Below are 22287 nucleotides of genomic sequence, written 5' to 3' on the forward strand. Positions count from 1 at the left end.
ATTATATCGAGGCGCGTCCGTCCCGTCTTTGCGACCTGACGCCAGCGTTTTATAAAATCGTGACAACGTTTTCAAAATAACGAAAAAAAACGGGACGCACTCCGCCCCGTCTCGTTCTCGAATCGAATGTTTCATGAGGAAAAGGAAGCGAGCAACCGCATAATAAACGGCTTGATGTCCGTAATTCTTCGGTTGTCCGGTTTCTCGTCCGTGCCGTAAACGATGACCGGAAAGAGCGTGTCCGTTTTGTAGATGGACCCGTGAGCGCCGCCCCCCGGGTGGGTCGGCGAGCTTTCGTTCGCGAGCTCGTAACCCGGCTTCGCGTTGACGACCAAGAACTCTCCTTCGTGCGAATGCAGAGCGGCGTATAACCTCTGCAGGCCGTCGGGGTAATCTCCGTACGACAGGCTGTTGCCTGCTACTCGTAAATCGAACACATCCGGATTGCCCTCGACGGTCCAAGCCTGTTTATACGGATCCAGAACGGACCCGCCTTTTCGATATTGAAGCGTCTCCCCTGTCCCGCCTTGAACGACGTGGATCCAGCCGTCTTCTTTCCAAGACGCGAAATCGATGCGCTCGTCGGCGATCAGAACGTCGGCGACATCCCGGAGGGAAGGCTCGGACTTAAGTTTGTACACATACGCCATCGATTCGTTCACGGCCAGCGCCAAGTCGGTTTCCTCCGTTACCGAACCGCCGAATTGCAATACCCGGTACTGTCCGAGCAGCTCATGCAAGGGGACGGTCGAGTCGACGGTACGGGGATGAACTTGGCTCACCCCGCTGTCGCCCATCACGAGGATGACGGCTTTCCGGGCGGCTTCCTCGGGAGAACCGAACGCCTGCAATAAAGCTTGAATCTGCCGGTCTACGTCCTGCACCCCTTTCAAATCCGACGGTCCTTTGTTATGCAATCTGCTGTCCAGGTCCGGCAAATACACGAACAGAAAATCAGGCAAGCTGCCGTTCTTAATTAAAAAAGTAGCGACCTCGATCGAATACCGATTGTTCATTCCCAGGCGGCTGATCGCTCCGTCCGGCAAATCGACTTTCCCTTCGAGCGGATTCGAGAACGTTCCCAACGCTAAAAAATCGGGGCCGGTCACCTCCGCTTCCCCCGGAACGGCGAGCGCTTCTTGGAGCCAGACCGGGACGGACAGCGTATGCGGCGTCGTCCCCCGGAAAATCAAGCCGTTAATACTTCCCGATGACAGCCCCAGTTTCGCTGCATCTTCATAGATCGTCGGCGTTCGATCGCTGAGGTGCCGTCCGTTCAGATGAAGAAGCGCATTCAAGAAGACGGGTTGAACTCCGTTCTTCACGGTCTCGAAGCTTCCCGTCCCGTACGTGACGATTCGTCGCTCCGAGTCGGAATACCAGACTAATCCGGGTACCCGATGCCGGCTTGGATCCGCCCCCGTCAACAGGGCGCTGTCGATCGTTACGGACATCGTGGGGTACGAGCTTACGAAATCGTTAAAGTACTGCCCGTGCTTTACCAGATATTCGAAGGTAGGCAGCTTGTTTTGCGCGATGCCTTCCTCTATCGCTCGAGACAGCAGCGAATCGGCGACGACGAGGATCACTTTCTTCGTACGGTCGTCCGATAAGGCATGGAGCCGAGACAAATCGGCTTCCTTCGGCTCGTCAGACTGCTGGCCGCACCCGAGGGTTAACGACAGAAGAACGAACGTCATCAACGTTTTTTTCAGCTGCAGGTTCATGTTTGGTCCCCCTTTTGCAAGAAAGGGCCGCCGATAAGACCGGCAGCCTAGTTAGAACGTTATCTAGCGTTCGGGAACACTCTTTGGATCATCTCGTTAAACTGCTCCACGAACCCGGCGACAGGTCTTCCCTGCTGCACGTCGTCGACATAAGCGTTGATCCGGTCTACGAAGTCGGGGTTTGTCGACACGAATACGTTCCGGATGTTCGGATCGACTTGTCTGACCTTTTGCGCGATCCGGTCTTCCGTCTCCCGGCTTAGCTTCCCTTGGCCGTCGTCGGTTACGGCGGCCACATAAGCGTTGTTATCGGTGACCAATACATTGGCGGTTCGGACGCCTTGCAAGGCAACGATTTGCTCTGCCGCTCGATCCGCGATTTGTATCCGGTTTTCGTTGTCGTTCGCCCCGGTTTGCGTCGGTCGCTGCATGGAGGTATTCTGCCGGTTTGTTTGCATTCCTTGCTGCCGGACGCCGTTAGCGCCGTTAGCGCCGTTAGCGCCGTTAGCGCCGTTAGCGTCGTTAGCGCCGGTGTTCCCGCATCCCGCCGCCGCGCTCGATATAACCATGGCGCTCAATAAAATAAGGATCGACTTTTTCGCTTGCTTCGGATTCATAATTTGGATTCCCCCTCTATTTTCGTTGGTTATAGCATAGGTTGCTTTACGATCCTCGATTTCATTCCCATAAAAGTAAAAATACCCTCTCGGCTTGTTCCGCGCCGAAAGGGCATTTTGATTTGTACTTGTTTCACCTTCTCACACCCTGTACGGCTTCAGCTCCATCCGGAGCGACCGGGTCTCGCCCGGCCCGATCCGCCCCGCGCTGCCGTTCCGCGCCGCCTCCTCCAGTCCTCGCGTCGGGTACCCGCAGAACGGCTCCAGCCCGATATTATAGTGCCGCCCGTACCACGGGTAGCCCGTCGTCGCTCCGAACTCCTGCCAAAACCACAAATACGGCATCGCTTCCCCGTCCCACTCGACGCGAAGGCCCGCTCCCCGATCCGGACTCTCGATCTCGTACCACGCTTCCTTGCCGAAGCCCGTCAAGTACACGATGTCCGAAGCCGTGCCGACCGGCGGCAGGACGGACAAGTCGACGGCGCGTCCCGCTTCGTCGACGGCGTTCGGCCAGACGTGGCGAACGCCGCGCTTCACCCGCCCCGGACCCGAATCGGCGTCCGGCCGCTCCGTCTCCGCTTCGACGCCGGCGGGCAGACGGATGCGCGATCCCGGTCCGGCGAACGGCTTCCCGTATGCGAGATGCTGACCCCACATGTACCGCAGCTCCGACGCTCCCTCGTTGACGACCTCCTCCTCGACGATGAGCGCCGTCCGGCCCGACTCGAGAATCATTCGCTTGCGCAAGGAATACGGCGCCTTCTTCGTCCGGACCTCGAACCGCACCGCGACGCGCTCCGGCGTATCTTCTTCGATCGCGTAATCCCAAGGCATATGCGCGACCTCGCCGTGCTGGCCGTAGACGGCGCCTTGGTGCGAGCTCGTCGGCCCGCCGTTCGGGAACACCTCCTGCCAACCGCCCTCGTAATAATCGATGAACGTCGAGATCGGATCGGGCGACGTAGGCAAATACCGATGCGGCGGATGAACGCCCCGCTCGGTAATCCACATATAATCCAAATCCAACGGTTTATACAGAAATTCATACACATCGGTGCCCTTGTCGACGAGGATCGAGACGCGGAGCGTCTCGTTTTCCAATACGACGGTTCGCATCCCCATATACGTATATTGATCGTGAACGCGACATCCGTAGTTGCGCTGCTTCCGATACGCGCTTATTCCCGTGTTCATGCTTTCGCGGCCCCCAATAGCTTCGTAATATGCCATCTGCCGAGATTCGACGTGTACAAGTCGTCGCCCCGGAACGCGCAGTTGGTCGGATGGCACAGCAGATGCGCCTCCGGATCGTAATACAATAGCTGCAGCCCTTCTCGCTCCGACCACCGGTAGACGAGCGAAGGCTCGTAACAACTAATATAGAGCCGGTCGTCCGGCCCGATCGCGAGTCCGTCCGGCAGCGCGTCGACGGCGACGACCGTCTCTCGCTCCCCCGGAGCGCCGTCCTCGGTTATCGGGATCCGGCTGACGCGCCGTCCGAACGTCTCGGCGACATACAAGCAGCGCTCCGACGGGGACAGCGCCAGTCCGTTCGCGAACCGCAGCGGTTCTTCGCACCACAGTTCGCCTTCCCCGCCGTCCAACCGGAACCGCCAGATGCCCGGTCCTTCCGTCGACGGATCGCAGCTGTCCGTCACGTACAGCCAGCCGTTCTCCGCATCGACGACCGGCGCATTCGGATTTCGCATGCGGTTGCCTCGCGAATCCGTGTTGCCCCACGTCTCCAGCTCCCCGGTGCGCGTGTCCACGCGGAAGACGGAGGCGTGCTTCAAGTCGCAGCCGTACAGCCCGCCCCGACCGTCAAGCGCGACGCCCAAAGTGAAGCCGCCGGTGGAAGCGACGAGCTCGATGCCCGATCCGTCCGCGGCGACGCGAAAGATTTCCCCCGCCTCTCCCCCGCACCACACATGGCCATCCTCGTCGATCGCGATGCCTTCCGGGTGATTTAACTTCGGCGTCGAGAAGATCCCTTCGAAAAACACGCTCCCCCGCTCCGCCGCAAGCAGCGCCTCCAGCCCTCGCCAGCTCGCTTTCCCCATACGTTCGCCCTCCTTCGGGTCAGGTCGTTAGACGTTCGCCGCCCATCGGTCGTTCGGCACAAGCGGGAACCAGCCCGGCCGCGTCGGATCCTGGTCGTACGGATACCCGCCGAGCTCGCGGTACAGCTCCGCGTATTCGGCCAGCTTCTCCCGGTCGAGCTCCACGCCGAGCCCCGGCCGGTCCGGCACCCGGATCGCTCCGTCCTCGTAGCTCAGCTTGCCTCCGACGATGACGTCGTCCTTCAGATGATGGTAATGCGCGTCTGCGGCGAACGTCAGGTTGGGCACCGCCGCGCCCAGGTGAAGCATCGTCGCGAGCTGAACGCCCAGCTCTCCCGAGGAATGCACCGCAATGCCGATCTGGAACGTTTCGCAGACGCCCGCCGCCTTGATGCAGGGCCGGATGCCGCCCCAGAACGTCGTATCGAGCAGAATGACGTCCACCGCGTGGTCCAGAATGTTCGCCGCGAGCTGCTCGAAGTTGACGACGACCGTATTCGTCGCCGTCGGGATGCGAACCATCGAGCGAACGCGCCGCATGCCGTGCAGCCCCCAGGTCGGATCCTCGAAGTAGTCGTTATTGAGGCCCTCTATCGCCTGGCCGAACCGGATCGCTTGCTCTACGCCGAGCGCCGCGTTCGGATCGTAACGCAGCCGATCGTTCGGGAACGCGGCCGCCAGCGCCCGGTAGCATTCCAACTCCGCGTCGGGATGGAAGACGCCGCCCTTCAGCTTGTGCACCGTGAAGCCGTGCCGCTCCTTCAGCTCGCGGCAGTGCGCTACGAGCTGATCCGGCGTCCGCACCTCGCCGCCTCCGCCTTCGTGCGGCGGCCGGAAGAACAAGTAGCTGGCGAACGGTACCCGGTCTCGCACCTTCCCGCCGAGCAGACTGTAGACCGGCAAGCCGAGCTTCTTGCCCATAATGTCCAAACAGGCGAACTCGAGCGCCGCATGCAGCTGCGTGCGGTTGTTGTACAAGCTCGCCGTCGGATTGCATATCTTGAACCGAAGCTCCTCGAGCTGGAACGGGTCGTGGCCGATCACGTATTTCCGCAGCCCGCGGAACGCCGGCTCGGCGCTCTCTCCGCCGCCGCCCATCTCGCCCAAGCCGACGATGCCTTCGTCCGTCTCCAGTTCTACGATCGTTCGGACGAAGCGGCCCCAATGCGCCCCGTTCGCGTGCCGGATCGTGCCCTCGAGCGGCACCGTCACCGTCGTCGCCCGCATGTCGACGATTCTCATTTCTTTCGGCTCCCTCCTTATTCCGGCAGCGCGACGCCGATCGTCGCGAGCAGTCCGCCGTCGATCTTATACTCGCCTCCCGTAACGAACGACGCCTCGTCGCTCAAGAGGAAGGCGATCAACGCCGCGATTTCGTCCGGCGAGCCGACCCGGCCGAGCGGATGCCCCTTGCCCCAAGTCGCGATCACCTCGTCCTGCGTCGAATCGCCTTTGAACAAGTCCGCCGCCCATCGCAGCATCGGCGTATCGACCGACGCCGGAAGGATCGCGTTCACTCGGATGCGATCCGGAGCATGATCGATCGCCATCGCGCGGGTCAGCCCGAGGATCGCCGCCTTGGAAGCGCAATACGCCGCCACCTGCTTCTGGGCGACGAGCGCCTGCACCGAAGACACGTTGACGATCGAACCGCCGCCGCGCGCGATCATCTCCGGCACGACGTACTTCGCCGCCAGAAACATGCCCCGAACGTTGACGTTCATCACTTCGTCCCATAGCTCGACGTCCGTGTCCGCGACCGTGCCGTATCGCTGAATGCCGGCGCCGTTCACGAGCGCGTCGATGCCGCCGAACGCCGCCTTGACCCGCTCCACCGCGCCGCGCACCTCCTCGGCCGACGTCACGTCGGCTCGCACAGCCATCACCGCGTCGTTGCCCGTCCGCCGCTTCAGCGTCTCCGCCGCCTCCGCGCCGTCGTCGTTCGACAGCAACGCCACGGCGGCGCCCTCCGTCGCCAGCCGTTCCGCCGCCGCAAGACCGATCCCCCGGGAGCCGCCCGTCACGAGCGCCGCCTTCCCTAGAAATCTCATTCGTCATTCCCCCTCCGAAAGAAGTCGGTCTTTCCCGGAAGCGATATGCCGCCGGACGACCGCCTCGAGCCGTTCCGCGTCCCGCCGCTCGAGCGCCTCCGCCATCTCGTAGTGATCTCGTTTCGTCAACGCCCGCCGCTCCTCGAAGCGGTCATAGTTATAACGGGCGCTCTGCGCATGGAAATTCAAGGACCGGTACACCTCCGACAGTTTCCGGCTTCCCGCCGCGTCCACCAGCGTCTGATGGAACGCCGCGTCCAGCTCGTTGAATCGCATGAAGTCGAAGGCGTCGGCGCCCTTGGCCATCTCTTCGTCCAGCCGCTCCAATAGAGCGCGAAGCGCCTTCCTGTGCGCTTCCGTCGCATGGGCCGCGATTTCCTTGCAGCTTCCGCCCTCCAACAGAAGCCGAAGTCGGATCAGCTCCAACATATCCTGGCGCGTGATCGGGGTCGCGAAGGTCCCGACCTTCGGCTTCACCGTCACGAGCCCCTCGGCTTCGAGCCGGGCCACCGCATCCTTCAGCGGCGTCCGGCTGACCCCCCAGCGTTCGAGCAGCGCGTTCATGTCGATCCGCTCGCCCGGCTGAATCGCGTTCATCGTAATCGCGCGCTTCAATCGCCCGTATGCTTTCTCCGCCAGATCGTCCGCCCGAATCCTCGCGAACAATTCTTCTTGCATGTCTCCCCCCCCCCCCTTCCTACTGGAAAACGTTCCTTCTCTCATCGGCTTGGAAACGCTTCCGAAAATCTTGCCGTGCGGCCGGTTCGAATTGTCTGATAAATTTATGAGTAATTACCTTCATATTGGAGGCACGCCGCATCTTTTGTCAAGACCATGGCTTCCTTCCTAACCCGCATGCAACCTGTCCGCCGCCGTCGTTTCTTCAGAAATTTCCGATAACGATCTTCAATTCCATGGGGAATAATTCCTCCCGTTCGGCGAACGCTATGCCTACATCATTGGAAAGGAAGAGGCGAGATGGGCTTTAGGAACAAGCGGCTATGGATCGGCGTGTGTACGCTCTTGATTTTCGCGCTCGCGGCGGCGTCGGGTTGGAAGCTCGCCAAGCTGCAATATGCATACGTGCCCGGCCGGCATGAAGCGGCGAATCCCCCTCGCGAGCCGAGAACCTCGGACGGTCGCGGTTTTACGGCCGCGCAGGCGGAAGACCCGCTGCCGTACGAAACGCCGGACACCGTCGACTTCGGACGGAAGGCGTTCTATGGCGAGACGTTCGGGAACGAGGTGTACCTCACCGACATCCTCGGCATGTTCGACGGCCCGATCTCGCTGAAGTCCATGCTCGCGGCGACCGTACGCCTCCGCGGCCGGGGCACCTCCAACCTGCGGGTACAGGCGGAGAAGACCGCGATCGTCGGCGGACGCACGATCCGGAAGGGCGAATGGATCGATACCGGGCTGGACGTGGCGAAAGGAGCTTACGTCCCGCTGGGCATCAAGGTGACGGCCGACCGCGGCAAGATACGCGCCGGCGTCTCCTGCATTACGTGCCACGCCATCTACGACGGGCCTTCCGGCAAGATCGTCGAGGGCGCTCCGAATCCCGACGTCAACGCCGGCTTGCTGCTCGCGGCGAGCACGAACTCCGCATCGTTCTTCACGCATACGGACGTGGACAACCTCAGCGAATATTTAAAGGATGTAAGCCGCACCGTGCCGACGTCGGACGGCGGACAAGCGCCGCTGCCCGACCCCGACGCGCTGGAGGACGCCGTCGATCGGGCGCTTCTCCGATGGCCTCCGGGATTCATCGATACGGTGCTTGATCTGAAGAACGCGCCGGTCCAAATCCCGGACAGCTTTACGCGCGGCGATTTCCCGTACGCGCGGAACGGCATGTCCGCGAACGGCCCTCGGCACGGTCTTGTCTTCTTCAGCGGCGTCCCCAACGGGCAGAATATGGACCCGACCGCGCAAGCGCACCTTAGCAAGAAAGCGTTCGGTATCGACCCGGAGTTGTACCTGGGCACGCTCTTGCAGCGTGCGGCGAACCCGAAGTTTCGGTACGACCCGGCGTCGGGCAAGAAGCCGTCCGAGTTTTTCGCATCTATCGACCCGACCCCCGGAACGCCCGGCGTCAACGAGCTCGTGCCGACCCCCGATTATCCGAACGTCTCGTTCGTCTCCTTCGTCGGAATGCTGGCTTCGAAGCCCGGATATCGCATCGGCGAGCACTTGATCGGCCTCGCGGCGTATCAAGATGCGTTGGACCCGCCGCCGTCCCGCATCGAAGCCGCCCCCGAAGAGGTAGAACTTGGCCGACGCGTCTTCGAGAAAGCCGGCTGCATCGCTTGCCATGCGGGCGATTACCTGACCAATAACCGCGTAATCGCCCAGTCGATCATCGGCACGGAACCGACGCGAGGCAAAGCCCTCTCGTATTCCGAGAAGGCTTGGGGACGGAACCTGATGTACGATTGGAGCACGCCGGTCCCGCTCCCGTCTCGTCCGAAGACGTTCCGCATCCCTTACGAGACGCCGGCGGAAGACATCGAGCTTACGCTGGCGCACGACGGCGGCGAAGGCGGCGAAGGCGGCTACAAGATTCCTAGCTTATGGGGACTGTATTGGTCCGCCCCTTATCTGCACGACGGAGGCGTCGCCGTCGGCAAGGACGCCGGACGACAGCTCGGCATTCCGGGCACATGGTATGCCGGCGTCGCCCCCGATCCCGTCAACAGCTTACGGGCGCTCCTCGACCGCGGTCTGCGCGAACGGGTCGTCGCCGCGAACCGGGCGAACGCGGACGCGGCCGGCGCGCGCATCGTCGGCCAGGGACACGAATATTGGATCGATGCGTCCGCCGGCTTTACGAAGCGAGAGCAGGACGCCGTGATCCGATATTTGTTGAAAATCAATGATTCGAAGCAATGAGGACGGGGGCTGAGCCGGGATGAAGGCTGTTACGTACCAAGGGTACCGGAAGGTGGAGGTCGCAAGCGTCGCCGCGCCGACGATCCAAGATCCGGAGGACATCATCGTCCGGGTGACGCGCTCGGGGCTCTGCGGTTCGGATCTGCACCTGTATAACGGCATGATCCCCAGCCTCGAGCGCGGATACGTGCTCGGCCATGAGACGATCGGCATCGTCGAAGAGACGGGTCGCGCGGTCCATAAGGTGAAGAAGCACGACCGCGTCGTCATCCCGTTCAACGTCGCCTGCGGGAAGTGCCGCTTCTGCGCCTCGCAGCTTGAAAGCTTATGCGACGAGTCGAATGCCGAAGGCGAGATCGGCAGCGCCTTCGGGTATTCCCGCCTGCTCGGCGACTATCCGGGCAGCCAAGCCCAATACCTCCGCGTGCCGTACGGCAACTTCATGCCGTTCGTCGTGCCCGAAGCGTGCGAGCTGCCGGACGACCAACTGGTCATGCTGTCCGACGCCCTTCCTTCGGCGCTGTGGAGCGTCCGGTACGCCGGCGTGAAGCCGGGCGACACGGTCATCGTTCTCGGCGCGGGGCAGATCGGTTTATTGGTACAGAAGTACGCTTGGCTGTATGGCGCGTCCCGAGTCATCTGCGTCGAACCGGTCGAATATCGGGCGGAGCACGCGAAACGGACGAACGGGGTCGAGACGCATACGGAAATCCGAGCGGAGGAGATCGGACCGTACTTGCTCGAGAAGACGTCCGGCGGCGCGGACGTCGTCATCGATTGCGTCGGCATGGACGGGAAGAAAAACTTGCTCGAATCCGTCGAAACCGCGCTTCGGCTGCAAGGCGGCGCCGAAGGCGCCATCCGCAGCGCCGCGCAGATGGTGCGCAAGGGCGGAACGATTCAATTGACGGGCGTCTACGGCTTACGCTACAATTCTTTCCCGCTCGGCGACTTGTTCGCCCGGGGCGTCACGCTGAAGATGGGCCAGGCGTCGGTCCTGCACCTGGTTCCCCAGGTATACGACGACCTCGCGCGCGGACGCGTAGACCCTTCGGACCTTCTGACGCACAAGCTGCCGATCGACGCCGCGCCTCACGCCTACGACATCTTCCTGCACAAGAAGGAGCAATGCATCAAGATCGTCATGTGCCCGAACTAACGCGAGAAGGGGCTTTCCCGAGCGGATATATCCGCAGGCAGGAAAGCCCCTTCGTCGTTTACAAAAACAATAGTTCGATGAGCTTAAATACGGCACCGGCCAAGATCGCCGAGATCGGGATCGTGATGAACCACGTTACGATGATCTTGCCGGCGACGTTCCACTTCACGTCGCGGAACCGCTTCGCCGCGCCGACGCCGAGAATGCCCGACGTGACGACGTGCGTCGTACTGACCGGAAACCCGGTGAGCGTCGCGCCGAGGATGACGGACGCAGACGTCAAGTCGGCGGACACCCCGTTCGCCGGCTCGATCTTAAAGATCTTCGAGCCCATCGTCTTAATGATTTTCCAGCCGCCCACGGACGTACCGAGACCCATGGCCGTCGCCGCGGAAATCTTGACCCATAACGGTACCTCTAGGTCCGTCTGCAGTCCGCCGGCGACGAGCGCGAACGTGATGACGCCCATCGCCTTCTGCGCGTCGTTCGTGCCGTGCGTGAAGCTCTGGAAGCATGCCGTAACGATCTGCATCGTGCGGAAGTTTTTATTGAGTCGATGCGGACTGAAGTTCGCGAAGATCCAATAGACGAGCTTCATGACGATAAAGCCGATGACGAACGCGATGATCGGGGAGAAGATCAATCCCTTGATAATGCTCGCGAAGCCGGAGGAGTTAATGCCAGCGAAGCCGGCCGAAGCGATGACCGCGCCGGCCATCGACCCGATCAAGGCGTGCGACGACGACGACGGAATGCCGAACCACCACGTGATCAAGTTCCAAGCGATGGCGGCGATCAGCGTGGCGACGATAATGATCATGCCGTGATCGAGCGTCGACGGATCGGCGACTTTGCCCCCGATCGACTTGGCGACCCCGGTGAACGTGAGGGCGCCGATGAAGTTCAGGGACGCCGCGATCAGAATCGCGTTCCGCGGGCTGAGCGCCCGCGTCGAGACGGAGGTGGCGATAGCGTTCGCCGTGTCGTGGAAGCCGTTGATGAAGTCGAACGAAAGCGCCAGGATCACGACGATAACGATTAGGAACATCGGCTCCATACTACGAATATCTCAACAGAACGCTGTCCAGAATGTCGGCCACGTCTTCGCAGGAATCCGTCGTCGTCTCTAAGCGTTCGTAAATTTCTTTCAACCGGAAGTCGTGGTAGGGATCCTTCGGGTTCGTGAAGATGGCGCGAATGCCTTCCCGCATCAGTCGGTCGCCTTCGTTTTCTAAACTGTTGATCGCCACCGAATGCTCCCGAATTTCTTGATACTTCTTCTTGTCGAGCAGCTTGAACGCGGCCACCATATGCTCGCACGACTTCACGAGCACCTCCGCGAAGTCTTTCATGATTTGATCGGTGAACGTAATGTTCAAGTAGTCGAAACGCGCGATCGTCGCTTCGATCCCGTCCATGACGTCGTCGAGCGTCGTCGCCAGCGTAATGATGTCCTCGCGATCGAGCGGAGTGACGAACACTTGGTTCAGCCCTTTGTACACCTGGTGCGTGATGTTGTCGCCCGCATGCTCGAGCTCCTTCAATTGTTCGACGTAGATCGCAGGCGGCTGATCTCCGTTCATGGCGGTACGGAAAACGTGAGAAGCTTTCAAACTGTTTTCGGCGCTCTGGATCAACAGATTCAAGAAATCTGTGTCCGTCTTCTTTTTAAATAACAACTGTGCGGCCTCCTACCCTGGACCAGATTCATCGGGTTCGCATCTTATTCCGCGATTCCCCCATATTGTCATAACATAAATCGACATCGATCGGCAAGGAACATTTACGAAAACTCAATATTAGTTTTCATTTTCTTCACAATTAGTATCTGCCGAACCGGTTCGTTCGAAACGCTCCGTTGGGCATCTTTGATAAAAACGGGATGGATTAGTGAATCGCAAAAAGAAAAGGCCGAAAACCCGCATCGGCAAGGTTCCGGCCTTTCTTATCGATAATTGTCGTAATTCAGCTCCGAGGTCGATGCCAAGTCCAGCCTCGTTATCGTCCCGTCTGCCGTTCAACCCATCATTCGTTTCACTAACTCGCGGTTGCGCTCCTTGAACCGTTCGTTATGCGAGGACACCATCGCGGTCGCGCCGGCGTCCGGTTGAATGTACCGCTTCGCCCGGTTTACGGCGTTGGCCGCGTCATGGAAGGCGCCCGCGATTAGGTGCACCTTGCCGTCGTACTTCACGATGTCGCCGGCGGCATAGATGCCGGGTACGCTCGATTCGCAGTGCGCGTTCGCTCCGACATAATAGTCGTCGACGATTTCTATGCCGACCTCGCTGCCCGTCAGCAGCGAGGCGTCGCGGTCGTAGCCGTGGCTGATGACGACCTCGTCGACGTCGAGGATCGAAGCTTCGCCCGTCGCGAGATCGGTAATTTCCACTCGCTCGACCGTCTCGTGATTCGCGCCCGCGATCAGCCTCGTGATCGACGAACGGAGACGAATGTCGGCGGCGCCGTTCATGAGCAGCGATACTTGCGCTTCGTGGCCGGACAGCGTCTCCTTCCGGTGCACGACGTGCACGCGCTTCGCTACGGCCGCGAGCTCGTTGGCCCAATCGACCGCCGTATTGCCTCCGCCGGAGACGACCACCGTTTTATTCTTGAAGTGCTGCAGCGACTTGACCGTATAGTTCAAGTTGGACACCTCGAACCGTTCGGCTCCCTCGATGTCCAGCTTATGCGGATTCAGGATGCCGCTGCCGATCGCGACGATGACGGTCTTCGACAGATGCAACTCGCCGGACGTCGTCCGCAGCGCGAACCGCCCCTCCGCATCGCGGGAGATCGACTCCACTTTCTCGCCAAGAACGACCGTAGGCTGGAACGTAAGCCCCTGCTCGACCATCAGCTCGATGAGTCGGGCCCCCGGCACCGGCGTCAAGCCGCCGACGTCCCAGATCATCTTCTCCGGATATACATGCACCTTGCCGCCGAGACGCGGCTGGTACTCGATGATTTTCGTTTTCATTTCGCGCAGACCGCTATAGAACGCCGAATACAGTCCCGCGGGTCCGCCTCCGATGATCGTCACGTCGAACAAATCGGCTTCCCTCATCCTCGATCGTCCCCCATCCAAACATTAATGATTCTCATTCTCAATGAATATACACCGGAACAAACCAGATTTCAACACAAAATTTAGGGGTTGACATTATTGCCATTATCACTTTATAGTTCTGTTTTGAGTGAGATTGATTCTCATTTTCGATAACTCGAGGGTCCGCCCTTTCGATTTTCTTGGAGGTGAACCGTACCATGACCCGACTCGTTACGTCCCGACTTCAGGTCGGCTATGACGATCGGTTGATCGTGAAAGACTTGGATCTCGCGATAAACGACGGTCTCGTGACGACGATCATCGGACCGAACGGCTGCGGGAAGTCGACGCTGCTGAAGGCGATGACCCGCATTCTCCCCCACAGGTCGGGCACGATTTTGCTGGACGGGAAGAGCATTCATAAGGAAAACACCAAGCTACTTGCTCGGAAAATGGCCATTCTGCCGCAGACGCCCGAGAGCGCCGCCGGATTGACGGCCGGCGAGTTGGTCTCCTACGGCCGATATCCGTACCAACAAGGGTTCGGCCGCTTGTCCCCGCACGATTACGAAGTCGTCGACTGGGCGCTCGAGGCGACCGGAACGGCGGAGTTCAAGTTTCGCCCGGTCGACGCCTTGTCTGGCGGGCAGCGGCAGCGCGTCTGGATCGCGATGGCGCTCGCCCAAGAGACCGATCTAATCTTCCTGGACGAACCGACGACGTACCTCGACATGGCGCATCAGCTGGAGGTGCTGGAGCTGCTGCAAACGCTGAATCGCGAGCAGCGGCGGACGATCGTCATGGTGCTGCACGACCTTAACCAGGCAGCTCGGTTCGCCGACATCGTCGTCGCCATGAAGGACGGCGCGATCGTGAAAGCGGGCTGCTGCGAAGAGGTCGTCACGCGCGAGGTGCTGCGCGACGTGTTTCAGATCGACGCCGAAATCGGAACAGATCCATGGACCGGGAAACCGATGTGCGTCGCCTATAAACTATACAGAGGAGAGAATTCGAATGTCCGCATTGACCAAGAAACTCCGAAAGAAACTTCTTCCGATCCCGTTCGCCCTTACGCTTACGCTGCTCGTTAGCGCCTGCAGCGGCGCGGCGCCCGCGAACGAAGCCGGCTCCGGCGGGGAGACGATTACATACGAGTCGGAAAACGGTCCGATCGAAGTGCCCGCCGATCCGCAGCGCGTCGTCGTCGTCTCCACGTTCGCCGGCAACGTCTTGTCGCTCGGCGTCCCGGTCGTCGGCGCCGACGTCTGGACGATGATGAACCCCCGATTCGAGGAACCGCTGAAAGACGCGGAGGAAATTTCCGATGAAAGTCTAGAGAAAATCATCGAGTTGGAACCGGATTTGATCATCGGGTTATCCACCGCGAAAAACGTCGATAAACTGAGCGAGATCGCGCCTACGGTCACCTTTACTTACGGGAAGCTGGATTACTTGACGCAGCACCTGGAAATCGGGAAGCTGCTGAACAAGGAAGCCGAAGCGCAGGCTTGGATCGACGATTTCAAGAAGCGGACGGCCGAAGCCGGAGACGAGATCCGGGCGAAGATCGGCGAGGACGCCACCGTCACCGTCATCGAAAACTTCGAGAAGGAGCTGTACGTGTTCGGCGACAACTGGGGACGCGGGGGCGAAATATTGTACCGCGAGATGAAGCTGAAGATGCCGCAGAAGGTCATCGACACCGCGCTGAAGCCGGGATACTTCGCCCTTTCCCTCGAAGCGCTGCCGGAATTCGTCGGCGATTACCTGATCATGAGCAAGTATACGGATTCCGACACGTCGTTCTTGCAGTCCGAGACGTATAAGAACATCCCCGCGGTGAAGGAAGGCCGCGTGTTCGAGGTCGATTCGAAGGGGTTTTTCTTTAACGATCCGATCACGCTCGATTATCAGCTCGAATTTTTTATCGATAGTTTCCTTGGCGAACGATGAACGCGGGAGCGCGTTTCGGAATACCGTTCTCGCTCAAGCTGCTTCTCGGCCTTCTCTTGTTCGCGGGCATGTTCGTCGTCGCCATGACGACTGGGGCCGTCGACGTAAGCTTCCGGGACGTCTGGCTCGCGGCGGCGACGCAAGCGGACGGCGATAAGCCGTTAATGATTCGGGAAATCCGGCTCCCTCGCGAGCTCGCGGCGGTCTTCGTCGGCGCCGCGCTCGCCGTCTCCGGGGCGATCATGCAGGGCATGACGCGCAATCCGCTGGCGGATCCCGGACTGCTCGGCGTGACCGCCGGGGCGAACGCGGCGCTCGCCGCCACGATGGCGTTCCTCCCCGCGACGAGCTACTACGGCATTACGATCGCGTGCTTCGTCGGCGCGGCGGCCGGGGCGGCGCTCGTCTTCGGCATCGGGACGATGCGGCGCGGGGGGTTCTCCCCGATCCGCATCGTGCTGGCCGGCGCCGCCGTATCGTCCTTCCTGTACGCCGTGGCGGAAGGCGTCGGCCTGTACTTTAAGATATCGAAGGACGTCTCCATGTGGACGGCCGGCGGCATCATCGGCACGACGTGGAGTCAGCTGCAGCTCATCGGCCCGCTCATCGGCTGCGGACTGATCGGCGCGTTGCTCCTGTCGCGCCAGCTTACCGTGCTTAGTCTGAGCGAGGAGGTCGCTGCAGGTCTTGGCCAACGCATCCTCTTCGTTAAGACGGCGCTGCTCGGCATCGTCGTCCTGCTCGCGGGCGCGTCGGTCGCCTTGGTCGGCAGCCTCGCCTTCCTCGGGCTCATCGTGCCTCATGTCGTCCGCGCCGTCGTCGGCACCGATTATCGATATATTTTACCGATGTCCGCCGTCGGAGGCGCCGCGCTCATGCTGCTCGCGGATACGATCGCCCGCACCGTGAACGCGCCGTACGAGACGCCGGTAGCCGCGGTCATCGCCATGATGGGCATCCCGTTCTTTCTGGCGATCGTGCATCGAGGAGGTCGAACGTCGTCGTGATTCATCCCCGTGTCATTCGGAAGCAGCGATGGCTTCTTGGACTGCTGTTGGCGCTCCTTCTGCTCGTCTCCGTCGTCGGCGCCGGCGTCGGGTATTCGTCGCTGTCGTTCGACCGACTCCTGCCGACGCTGCTCGGGAGCGGCACGTTCAAGGAACAATTCGTGCTGTTCTCGGTGCGGCTGCCGCGCATCGCGGTCACGCTGCTCGCGGGCATGGCGCTCGCGCTGTCGGGGGCGGTGCTGCAGGGCATCACCCGCAACGAGCTCGCCGATCCAGGCATCATCGGCGTCAACTCCGGCGCGGGCGTCGCCATCGCGACGTTCTACTTGTTTCTGCCGATCGACTCGCGGACGTTCGCTTGGATGCTGCCGCTCGTCGCCTTCCTCGGCGCGATCGTCACGGCGCTCGTCATCTATGCGCTTGCCTACCGCCGGAAGTCCGGGCTGCAGCCGACCAGCTTCGTCCTGATGGGCGTCGGGGTGTCGCTCGCCCTCTCCGGCGCGATGGTCGTGATCGTCTCTTCCGCCGAACGGGAGAAGGTCGACTTCGTCTCCAAGTGGCTCGCCGGCAGCGTCTGGGGCGCGGATTGGCCGTTCATCGCCGCCGTCGCGCCGTGGCTGGCGCTGCTGATCCCGTTCGTGCTCTCGCGGTCGAACCGCTTGAACCTGCTCGAGATGAGCGACTCGGCCGCGATCGGCATCGGCGTCGCCGTCCCGAAGGAGCGGTTCGTCCTGCTGCTCTCCGCGACGGCGCTCGCCGCGACGGCCGTGTCGGTCGCGGGCGGCGTCGCGTTCATCGGCTTGATGGCGCCGCACATCGCGAGAAGCTTGATCGGGCCGCGGCACCAGCTCATGCTGCCGCTCGCCCTCGCGATCGGCGCGTTCCTGCTGTTGACCGCCGATACGATCGGCCGCAATCTCGTCAATCCCGACGGCATACCGGCCGGGATCATGGTGTCGCTGCTCGGCGCGCCGTATTTCTTATATTTGCTGCTGCGAAAATCGAGGTGACGGCGGATACGCCGTCGCCTTTTTATGCTCAGCGACGGCTCAGTCCGTTTTCAGCGAACCTTCAGGAACTTGTTGTATACTGCTTCTATAGAGAAGAGAAGTTGATATCTTTGGAGGCAGCGCCGATGAACAGCGAGAAGAATATACGCATCCTGCTCGTGGACGACGAACCGCATATTTTGCAATTTCTCGTGATGGGACTGGAGGGCGAAGCGTACCAGGTGCGTACTGCGCCGGACGGTTTGAGCGCCGTGACGGCCGCCGCCGAGTTTCAGCCGCACGTCGTCGTCTTGGACGTCATGATGCCGGGCATGGACGGCTTCGAAACGTGCCGGTTGCTCAAGAAGAAGAGCTCGGACGTCGCCGTCATCATGCTGACGGCGAAAGATGAAATCGAGGACCGAGTGAAGGGGCTGAAGCTTGGAGCCGACGACTATCTCGTCAAGCCGTTCAGCTTCGACGAGCTGCTCGCCCGCATCGAAGCGCGCTTGCGCAACCAATTCCCGTCTTTGTTCGGGAAAGTCGCGCTGGGGCCGTTCGGGTTGGACGATCGCCGGAGGGAAATCACGCACGAAGAGAAGGTGCTGGAGCTTTCGCCCACGGAGTACGACTTGTTACGATATATGATCGTCAACCACGGCATCGTGCTCAGCAAGTCCAGAATATTGGATGCGGTATGGGGGTACGATTTCGGCGGGGAGGAGAACATCGTGGAAGTATACGTCCGCTCGCTTCGGGATAAGTTAGGCGACAAGGAACATCGGCTCATCCGCACGATCCGCGGGGCCGGATACCGGGTCGACTTCGCATGAAGGCCGTCGGTCGACGCTTTCCGCTCCGGATGAACCCCCGGTCTCTCCGGTTCCAACTGCTCGCGCGCTCCCTCTTGATTTTAGCCGGCCTGCTGATCCTCATCGGTTCGCTGCAATATATATTTATGAAAGATTTCTTATACCGCAACGAGGCGGAGACGATCGGGGTCAACGCGATGGGGCCGTTGCGCGGCATTGTGTCCGATCGGCCGCGCGGACCGGTCTTCCTCCCCGATAATCTGTCGATCGCCTTCATCGCCGAGGACGGGACGCGCACCGATCTTTCCGGCGCGAGCGGCGGCGCCGTCTCGCCCGAGCTGTCGACCGCCGAGCTCGAGCGGTTGGCGGACGTCCGGCGCGGGCGCGACGAGAAGGGCCGGTACGCGGTCGTACGCGACAGCGAAGGCGTCGAACAGCTCGTCGTGCTGCGCTCCGACGGCGGCCCGGCCGGACGGGGCTACATTCAAATCGGAACGCCGACAGCGCCGCTTAAGGCCGTAGCGCTCCAACAGCTGCTCATCTTCGCCGCGCTGTCGATTCTCGCGCTCGCCGGCGGACTGGCGCTGTACGTCCCTGTGCTCCGGCGGACGCTGCGGCCGCTCCAGCAGATGGTCGAGACGGTCGAGCGGACCGACGCGGGCAACCTGGACGAACGGTTTCCGACGAGGCAAGGTCAGGAGGAAGTCGACCGGCTCGCGGAATCGTTCAACGGCATGCTCGGCCGGCTCGCCGCCTCGTTCGAAGCGGAACGCGAGTCCAAGGATCGGATGCGCCGGTTCATCGCGGACGCCTCCCACGAGCTGCGCACGCCGTTGACGTCGATCCACGGCTTCCTGGAGGTGCTCCTGCGCGGGGCGGCCGAGAAGCGCGAGCAGCTGTATTCGGCGTTGAACAGCATGCTTGGGGAATCGGTCCGCATCAAGAAGCTCGTCGAAGACCTATTGCTTCTCGCGAAGCTAGACAGCGCGCCGCGGCTCGAGCTGCGGCGGACCCGTCTCGACGGACTGATCGACGAGATGGAGCCGCATCTGCGCATGCTGGCCGGCCGCCGCGCGCTGACCTTCGTTGCCTCCTCCGACCTCGTCGCGTCCGTGGACGCGGATCAGATCAAGCAGGTCATGCTCAACTTGTTCCAGAACGCCGTCCAGCATACCGACCCGGACCGCGGCAGCATCGAAGTCGCGTTGCGCGCCGACGGGCGCGACGCGCTGCTCAGCGTCGCGGACAACGGCCCCGGCATCCCGGAGCCGCATCTCGCCAAGCTGTTCGACCGGTTTTACCGGGTCGACACGTCCCGCACGCGCAAGCTGGGCGGCGCGGGCCTCGGCCTCTCGATCTCGCAATCGATCGCCGAGGCGCACGGCGGACGCATCGAGGTCGCGAGCGAGCTCGGCCGGGGCAGCGCGTTCGCGCTCCGATTGCCGCTGGCGCCCCCGGAACTCGAGCCATAACGAATAGGGCTGTACCGCATGCAACGACGCGCATGCGGTACAGCCCTTATTTTCTACCCATGTTTCACATGATGCAGCGTCTGCGCAAAAATTTGTTCGATATGAACGTCGTCCAGGGAATAATAAACCGTCTTGCCGGCCTTCCTCCGCTTCACGATGCGAAGGTTGCGCAGCACCCGCAGCTGATGCGACACGGCGGACTGGCCCATCTCCAGAACGACGGTCAGGTCGTGCACGCATAATTCCTTCTGCATCAGCGCATAGATGATGCGGACGCGAGTCGGATCGCCCAGCGCCTTGAAGATGTCGGCCAACGCGTTCATCGTCGGCTCGTCGATCATGGCTTCCTTCACGGTTTGAAGGTCCGTCTCCGTTCCGCTGCAAGCATCGTCGCAAGTATCTAGAATGACGCGTTCGATTCCGATCACCGCCTTACGTTCTTCCTCCTAGTATAAGCACTAATTCGGGAGAACGGAAGTCGGAACGCTTCGGAAAATGCAGCCGACCCATATTGCGCCAAATCCTTGCATGGAATATAATACATATGAATAGTTGCTCATATGTTAGGAGGACGTCCGATGGGGAGCCATACGCATAAGAAGCAAGCGCATCGCGGACAGGAGAGCGAGCACGACTGCAATCATAACCATAACCATAATCATAATCACGATCATGACCATCAACACGAGCAGCATCGCAATCACGGACATGGCCACGGGCATCATCATCACGGGCACGGGCATCACCACAGTCACGCGCCGAATAATAAAAAGGGACTTATTATCGCTCTTACCATTACGACGGGCATTATGCTGCTCGAGTTTTTCGGCGGGCTCGTCACCAACAGCTTGGCGCTGCTGTCCGATTCCGGACATATGTTGAACGACGCGGCCTCGCTCGCCTTAAGTTTATTCGCCTTATGGCTTTCCGGCAAAGCCGCTACGTCCACGAAGTCGTACGGGTATCATCGCTTCGAAATTTTAGCCGCCCTGGTGAACGGCGTCACGCTGTTCGTCATCGCCTTCTTCATCGCCAAGGAAGCTTACGAACGCTTCTTCGCGCCTCCCGAAGTCGCCAGCGGTTCGATGATGGCGATCGCGACCGTCGGCTTGCTCGCCAACTTGGCCAGCGCCTGGGCGTTAATGCGGGGAAGCGACGTCAAGGACAACGTGAACGTGCGGAGCGCGTATCTGCACGTTCTGGGCGACGCGCTCGGCTCCGTCGGCGCGATCGTCGCCGGCGCGCTCATGCTGGCGTTCGGATGGTACATCGCCGACCCGATCATCAGCGTCTTGGTCGCGATTCTCATCCTTCGCGGGGCCTGGGGGGTCATCGGTCAGACCGTCCATATCCTCATGGAAGGCACGCCCTCGCGTATCGATATCGGCAAGGTAAAGCATACGCTCGAGAGCATCGACGGCGTGCGGGACGTCCACGACTTGCACGTATGGACGATCACCTCCGGCATGGACTCGTTAAGCGCGCATCTCCTGATCGAAGACGGACTGGATGAACAAATCATTTTGCAAGAAGCCGTGCGCCTCATGGAGCGGCAATTCGCCGTCTCCCATTGCACGATCCAGATCGAGACGTCGGATGTGCAGCACGCGGATTTGAAAGTGTAGACGCGAAGAAGGGAGCCGGCCGGCTCCCTTTTCCTTGGTTGCTTCTTGCCCTCGGGGGCAAACTAAAAAACGCCTGCGATGATCGACGAATCGATTCGAAGGCGTTATCCGTTGTATGATGTTGGAGCGGACGATGGGATTCGAACCCACGACCCTCGCCTTGGCAAGGCGATGCTCTACCACTGAGCCACGTCCGCAAGTAAGAAACTGGGGATCCAGGGATCGAACCTGGGAATGACGGAGTCAAAGTCCGTTGCCTTACCGCTTGGCTAATCCCCAATAGGTGAATGGGGCGACCGAGGGGAATTGAACCCCCGAATGTCGGATCCACAAACCGATGCGTTAACCACTTCGCCACGGTCGCCATGTTATGTTAACACCCATACCCGTTAGGAAAACATATGGCGGAGAAGGTGGGATTCGAACCCACGCACGCCTCGCGACGCCTAGCTGATTTCGAGTCAGCCCCCTTGGACCACTTGGGTACCTCTCCATGAGAAAACTTCGGCATTTCTTCATAAAAACAATCCCCCGTAGGGGATCGGCTTGGCGACGTCCTACTCTCCCGGGACCCTGCGGTCCAAGTACCATCGGCGCTGGAAGGCTTAACGTTCGTGTTCGGGATGGGTACGCGTGGTTCCCTTCCGCCATTATCACCAAACCTATATAGTTCAGGGGTTGCTCCCTGAAAACTGGATGCGAAACAATTGTACACTCCGAATATGTTGGATAAGTCCTCGACCGATTAGTATTCGTCAGCTCCACGCGTTGCCGCGCTTCCACCCCGAACCTATCAACCACGTCGTCTACATGGGGTCTTCAAGCAGGGAAATCTCATCTTGAGGGGGGCTTCACGCTTAGATGCTTT

General features: G+C 60.7%; 20 protein-coding genes, 4 tRNA genes and 2 rRNA genes. 9 read left to right on the forward strand and 17 right to left on the reverse strand.

All coding sequences use genetic code 11. From position 1 onward, the window contains the following. Window positions 1-131: 131 nt before the first annotated feature. The 7 genes from FE782_RS29195 to FE782_RS29225 form a co-directional block, all read right to left on the reverse strand. Window positions 132-1727, reverse strand: a complete 1596-nt coding sequence (locus FE782_RS29195; protein ID WP_138197885.1) for an alkaline phosphatase family protein — start codon at window positions 1725-1727, stop codon at window positions 132-134. A gap of 59 nt (window positions 1728-1786) precedes the next feature. Then, window positions 1787-2344 carry a YhcN/YlaJ family sporulation lipoprotein gene (locus FE782_RS29200; RefSeq protein ID WP_138197886.1) on the reverse strand — a complete coding sequence of 186 codons (558 nt, stop codon included), beginning with the start codon at window positions 2342-2344 and terminating at the stop codon, window positions 1787-1789. A gap of 141 nt (window positions 2345-2485) precedes the next feature. Further along, window positions 2486-3541, reverse strand: coding sequence for a DUF4432 family protein (locus FE782_RS29205; protein WP_138197887.1), 1056 nt, complete (start codon window positions 3539-3541; stop codon window positions 2486-2488). Next, window positions 3538-4407, reverse strand: a complete 870-nt coding sequence (locus tag FE782_RS29210; protein ID WP_138197888.1) for an SMP-30/gluconolactonase/LRE family protein — start codon at window positions 4405-4407, stop codon at window positions 3538-3540. The genes FE782_RS29205 and FE782_RS29210 overlap by 4 nt, the downstream gene beginning before the upstream one ends. Before the next feature lie 27 nt (window positions 4408-4434). Beyond that, window positions 4435-5649 (reverse strand): enolase C-terminal domain-like protein, encoded by a 1215-nt coding sequence (locus FE782_RS29215; protein ID WP_138197889.1) that lies wholly within the window; start codon window positions 5647-5649, stop codon window positions 4435-4437. 17 nt (window positions 5650-5666) lie between these two features. Then, window positions 5667-6458: an SDR family NAD(P)-dependent oxidoreductase gene (locus FE782_RS29220; protein ID WP_138197890.1), complete on the reverse strand. Its 792-nt coding sequence runs from the start codon at window positions 6456-6458 to the stop codon at window positions 5667-5669. A gap of 3 nt (window positions 6459-6461) precedes the next feature. After that, a complete protein-coding gene (locus tag FE782_RS29225) occupies window positions 6462-7136 on the reverse strand; it encodes a GntR family transcriptional regulator (protein ID WP_158299609.1) in 675 nt (224 codons plus the stop codon). Between the two features lie 300 nt (window positions 7137-7436). Between FE782_RS29225 and FE782_RS29230 the strand changes: the two genes are divergently transcribed. Then, entirely contained in the window at window positions 7437-9353 is a 1917-nt protein-coding gene (locus FE782_RS29230; protein ID WP_138197892.1) for an electron transport protein, read from the forward strand. Between the two features lie 19 nt (window positions 9354-9372). Beyond that, window positions 9373-10512, forward strand: coding sequence for an alcohol dehydrogenase catalytic domain-containing protein (locus FE782_RS29235; protein WP_138197893.1), 1140 nt, complete (start codon window positions 9373-9375; stop codon window positions 10510-10512). Between the two features lie 58 nt (window positions 10513-10570). Here the strand turns inward: FE782_RS29235 and FE782_RS29240 are convergent, their stop codons facing one another. From FE782_RS29240 to FE782_RS29250, 3 genes are all read right to left on the reverse strand, one after another. After that, a complete protein-coding gene (locus tag FE782_RS29240; protein WP_138197894.1) occupies window positions 10571-11569 on the reverse strand; it encodes an inorganic phosphate transporter in 999 nt (332 codons plus the stop codon). Window position 11570: 1 nt separating this feature from the next. Continuing rightward, the gene (locus tag FE782_RS29245) at window positions 11571-12191 is read right to left on the reverse strand and encodes a DUF47 domain-containing protein (protein ID WP_138197895.1); all 621 of its coding nucleotides are present in this window, start codon (window positions 12189-12191) and stop codon (window positions 11571-11573) included. Between the two features lie 338 nt (window positions 12192-12529). After that, on the reverse strand, window positions 12530-13579 hold the full coding sequence (locus tag FE782_RS29250) for an NAD(P)/FAD-dependent oxidoreductase (RefSeq protein ID WP_138197896.1): 1050 nt from the start codon (window positions 13577-13579) through the stop codon (window positions 12530-12532). Between the two features lie 200 nt (window positions 13580-13779). On the opposite strand from FE782_RS29250, the gene FE782_RS29255 reads away from it, so the two are divergent. From FE782_RS29255 to FE782_RS29280, 6 genes are all read left to right on the forward strand, one after another. Further along, entirely contained in the window at window positions 13780-14652 is an 873-nt protein-coding gene (locus tag FE782_RS29255) for an ABC transporter ATP-binding protein (RefSeq protein ID WP_138197897.1), read from the forward strand. Next, window positions 14576-15514, forward strand: coding sequence for an iron-hydroxamate ABC transporter substrate-binding protein (locus tag FE782_RS29260; RefSeq protein WP_138197898.1), 939 nt, complete (start codon window positions 14576-14578; stop codon window positions 15512-15514). Before FE782_RS29255 ends, FE782_RS29260 begins: the two co-directional genes overlap by 77 nt. Then, complete coding sequence (locus FE782_RS29265; protein ID WP_138197899.1) at window positions 15511-16521, forward strand: FecCD family ABC transporter permease; 1011 nt, start codon at window positions 15511-15513, stop codon at window positions 16519-16521. Before FE782_RS29260 ends, FE782_RS29265 begins: the two co-directional genes overlap by 4 nt. Further along, window positions 16518-17531, forward strand: a complete 1014-nt coding sequence (locus FE782_RS29270; RefSeq protein ID WP_138197900.1) for a FecCD family ABC transporter permease — start codon at window positions 16518-16520, stop codon at window positions 17529-17531. Before FE782_RS29265 ends, FE782_RS29270 begins: the two co-directional genes overlap by 4 nt. Before the next feature lie 125 nt (window positions 17532-17656). Then, window positions 17657-18343 (forward strand): response regulator transcription factor, encoded by a 687-nt coding sequence (locus tag FE782_RS29275; RefSeq protein WP_138197901.1) that lies wholly within the window; start codon window positions 17657-17659, stop codon window positions 18341-18343. After that, on the forward strand, window positions 18340-19794 hold the full coding sequence (locus FE782_RS29280) for a sensor histidine kinase (RefSeq protein ID WP_238392707.1): 1455 nt from the start codon (window positions 18340-18342) through the stop codon (window positions 19792-19794). The genes FE782_RS29275 and FE782_RS29280 overlap by 4 nt, the downstream gene beginning before the upstream one ends. A gap of 53 nt (window positions 19795-19847) precedes the next feature. Here the strand turns inward: FE782_RS29280 and FE782_RS29285 are convergent, their stop codons facing one another. Further along, window positions 19848-20213, reverse strand: a complete 366-nt coding sequence (locus FE782_RS29285) for an ArsR/SmtB family transcription factor (RefSeq protein ID WP_138197909.1) — start codon at window positions 20211-20213, stop codon at window positions 19848-19850. A gap of 159 nt (window positions 20214-20372) precedes the next feature. Between FE782_RS29285 and FE782_RS29290 the strand changes: the two genes are divergently transcribed. Next, complete coding sequence (locus FE782_RS29290; RefSeq protein ID WP_138197902.1) at window positions 20373-21419, forward strand: cation diffusion facilitator family transporter; 1047 nt, start codon at window positions 20373-20375, stop codon at window positions 21417-21419. A 122-nt stretch (window positions 21420-21541) separates the two neighbouring features. Here FE782_RS29290 and FE782_RS29295 read toward each other — a convergent pair. From FE782_RS29295 to FE782_RS29320, 6 genes are all read right to left on the reverse strand, one after another. Beyond that, window positions 21542-21616, reverse strand: a tRNA-Gly gene (locus FE782_RS29295). Between the two features lie 10 nt (window positions 21617-21626). Continuing rightward, a tRNA-Gln gene (locus FE782_RS29300) sits at window positions 21627-21698 on the reverse strand. 9 nt (window positions 21699-21707) lie between these two features. Continuing rightward, window positions 21708-21783, reverse strand: a tRNA-His gene (locus FE782_RS29305). A gap of 38 nt (window positions 21784-21821) precedes the next feature. After that, window positions 21822-21912 (reverse strand) — tRNA-Ser (locus FE782_RS29310). A 51-nt stretch (window positions 21913-21963) separates the two neighbouring features. Then, window positions 21964-22080 (reverse strand): 5S ribosomal RNA (rrf, locus tag FE782_RS29315). Between the two features lie 64 nt (window positions 22081-22144). Beyond that, window positions 22145-22287 (reverse strand): 23S ribosomal RNA (locus FE782_RS29320); the annotation flags it as partial.

The sequence above is a fragment of the Paenibacillus antri genome (assembly GCF_005765165.1).
Lineage (GTDB): Bacteria > Bacillota > Bacilli > Paenibacillales > YIM-B00363 > Paenibacillus_AE > Paenibacillus_AE antri.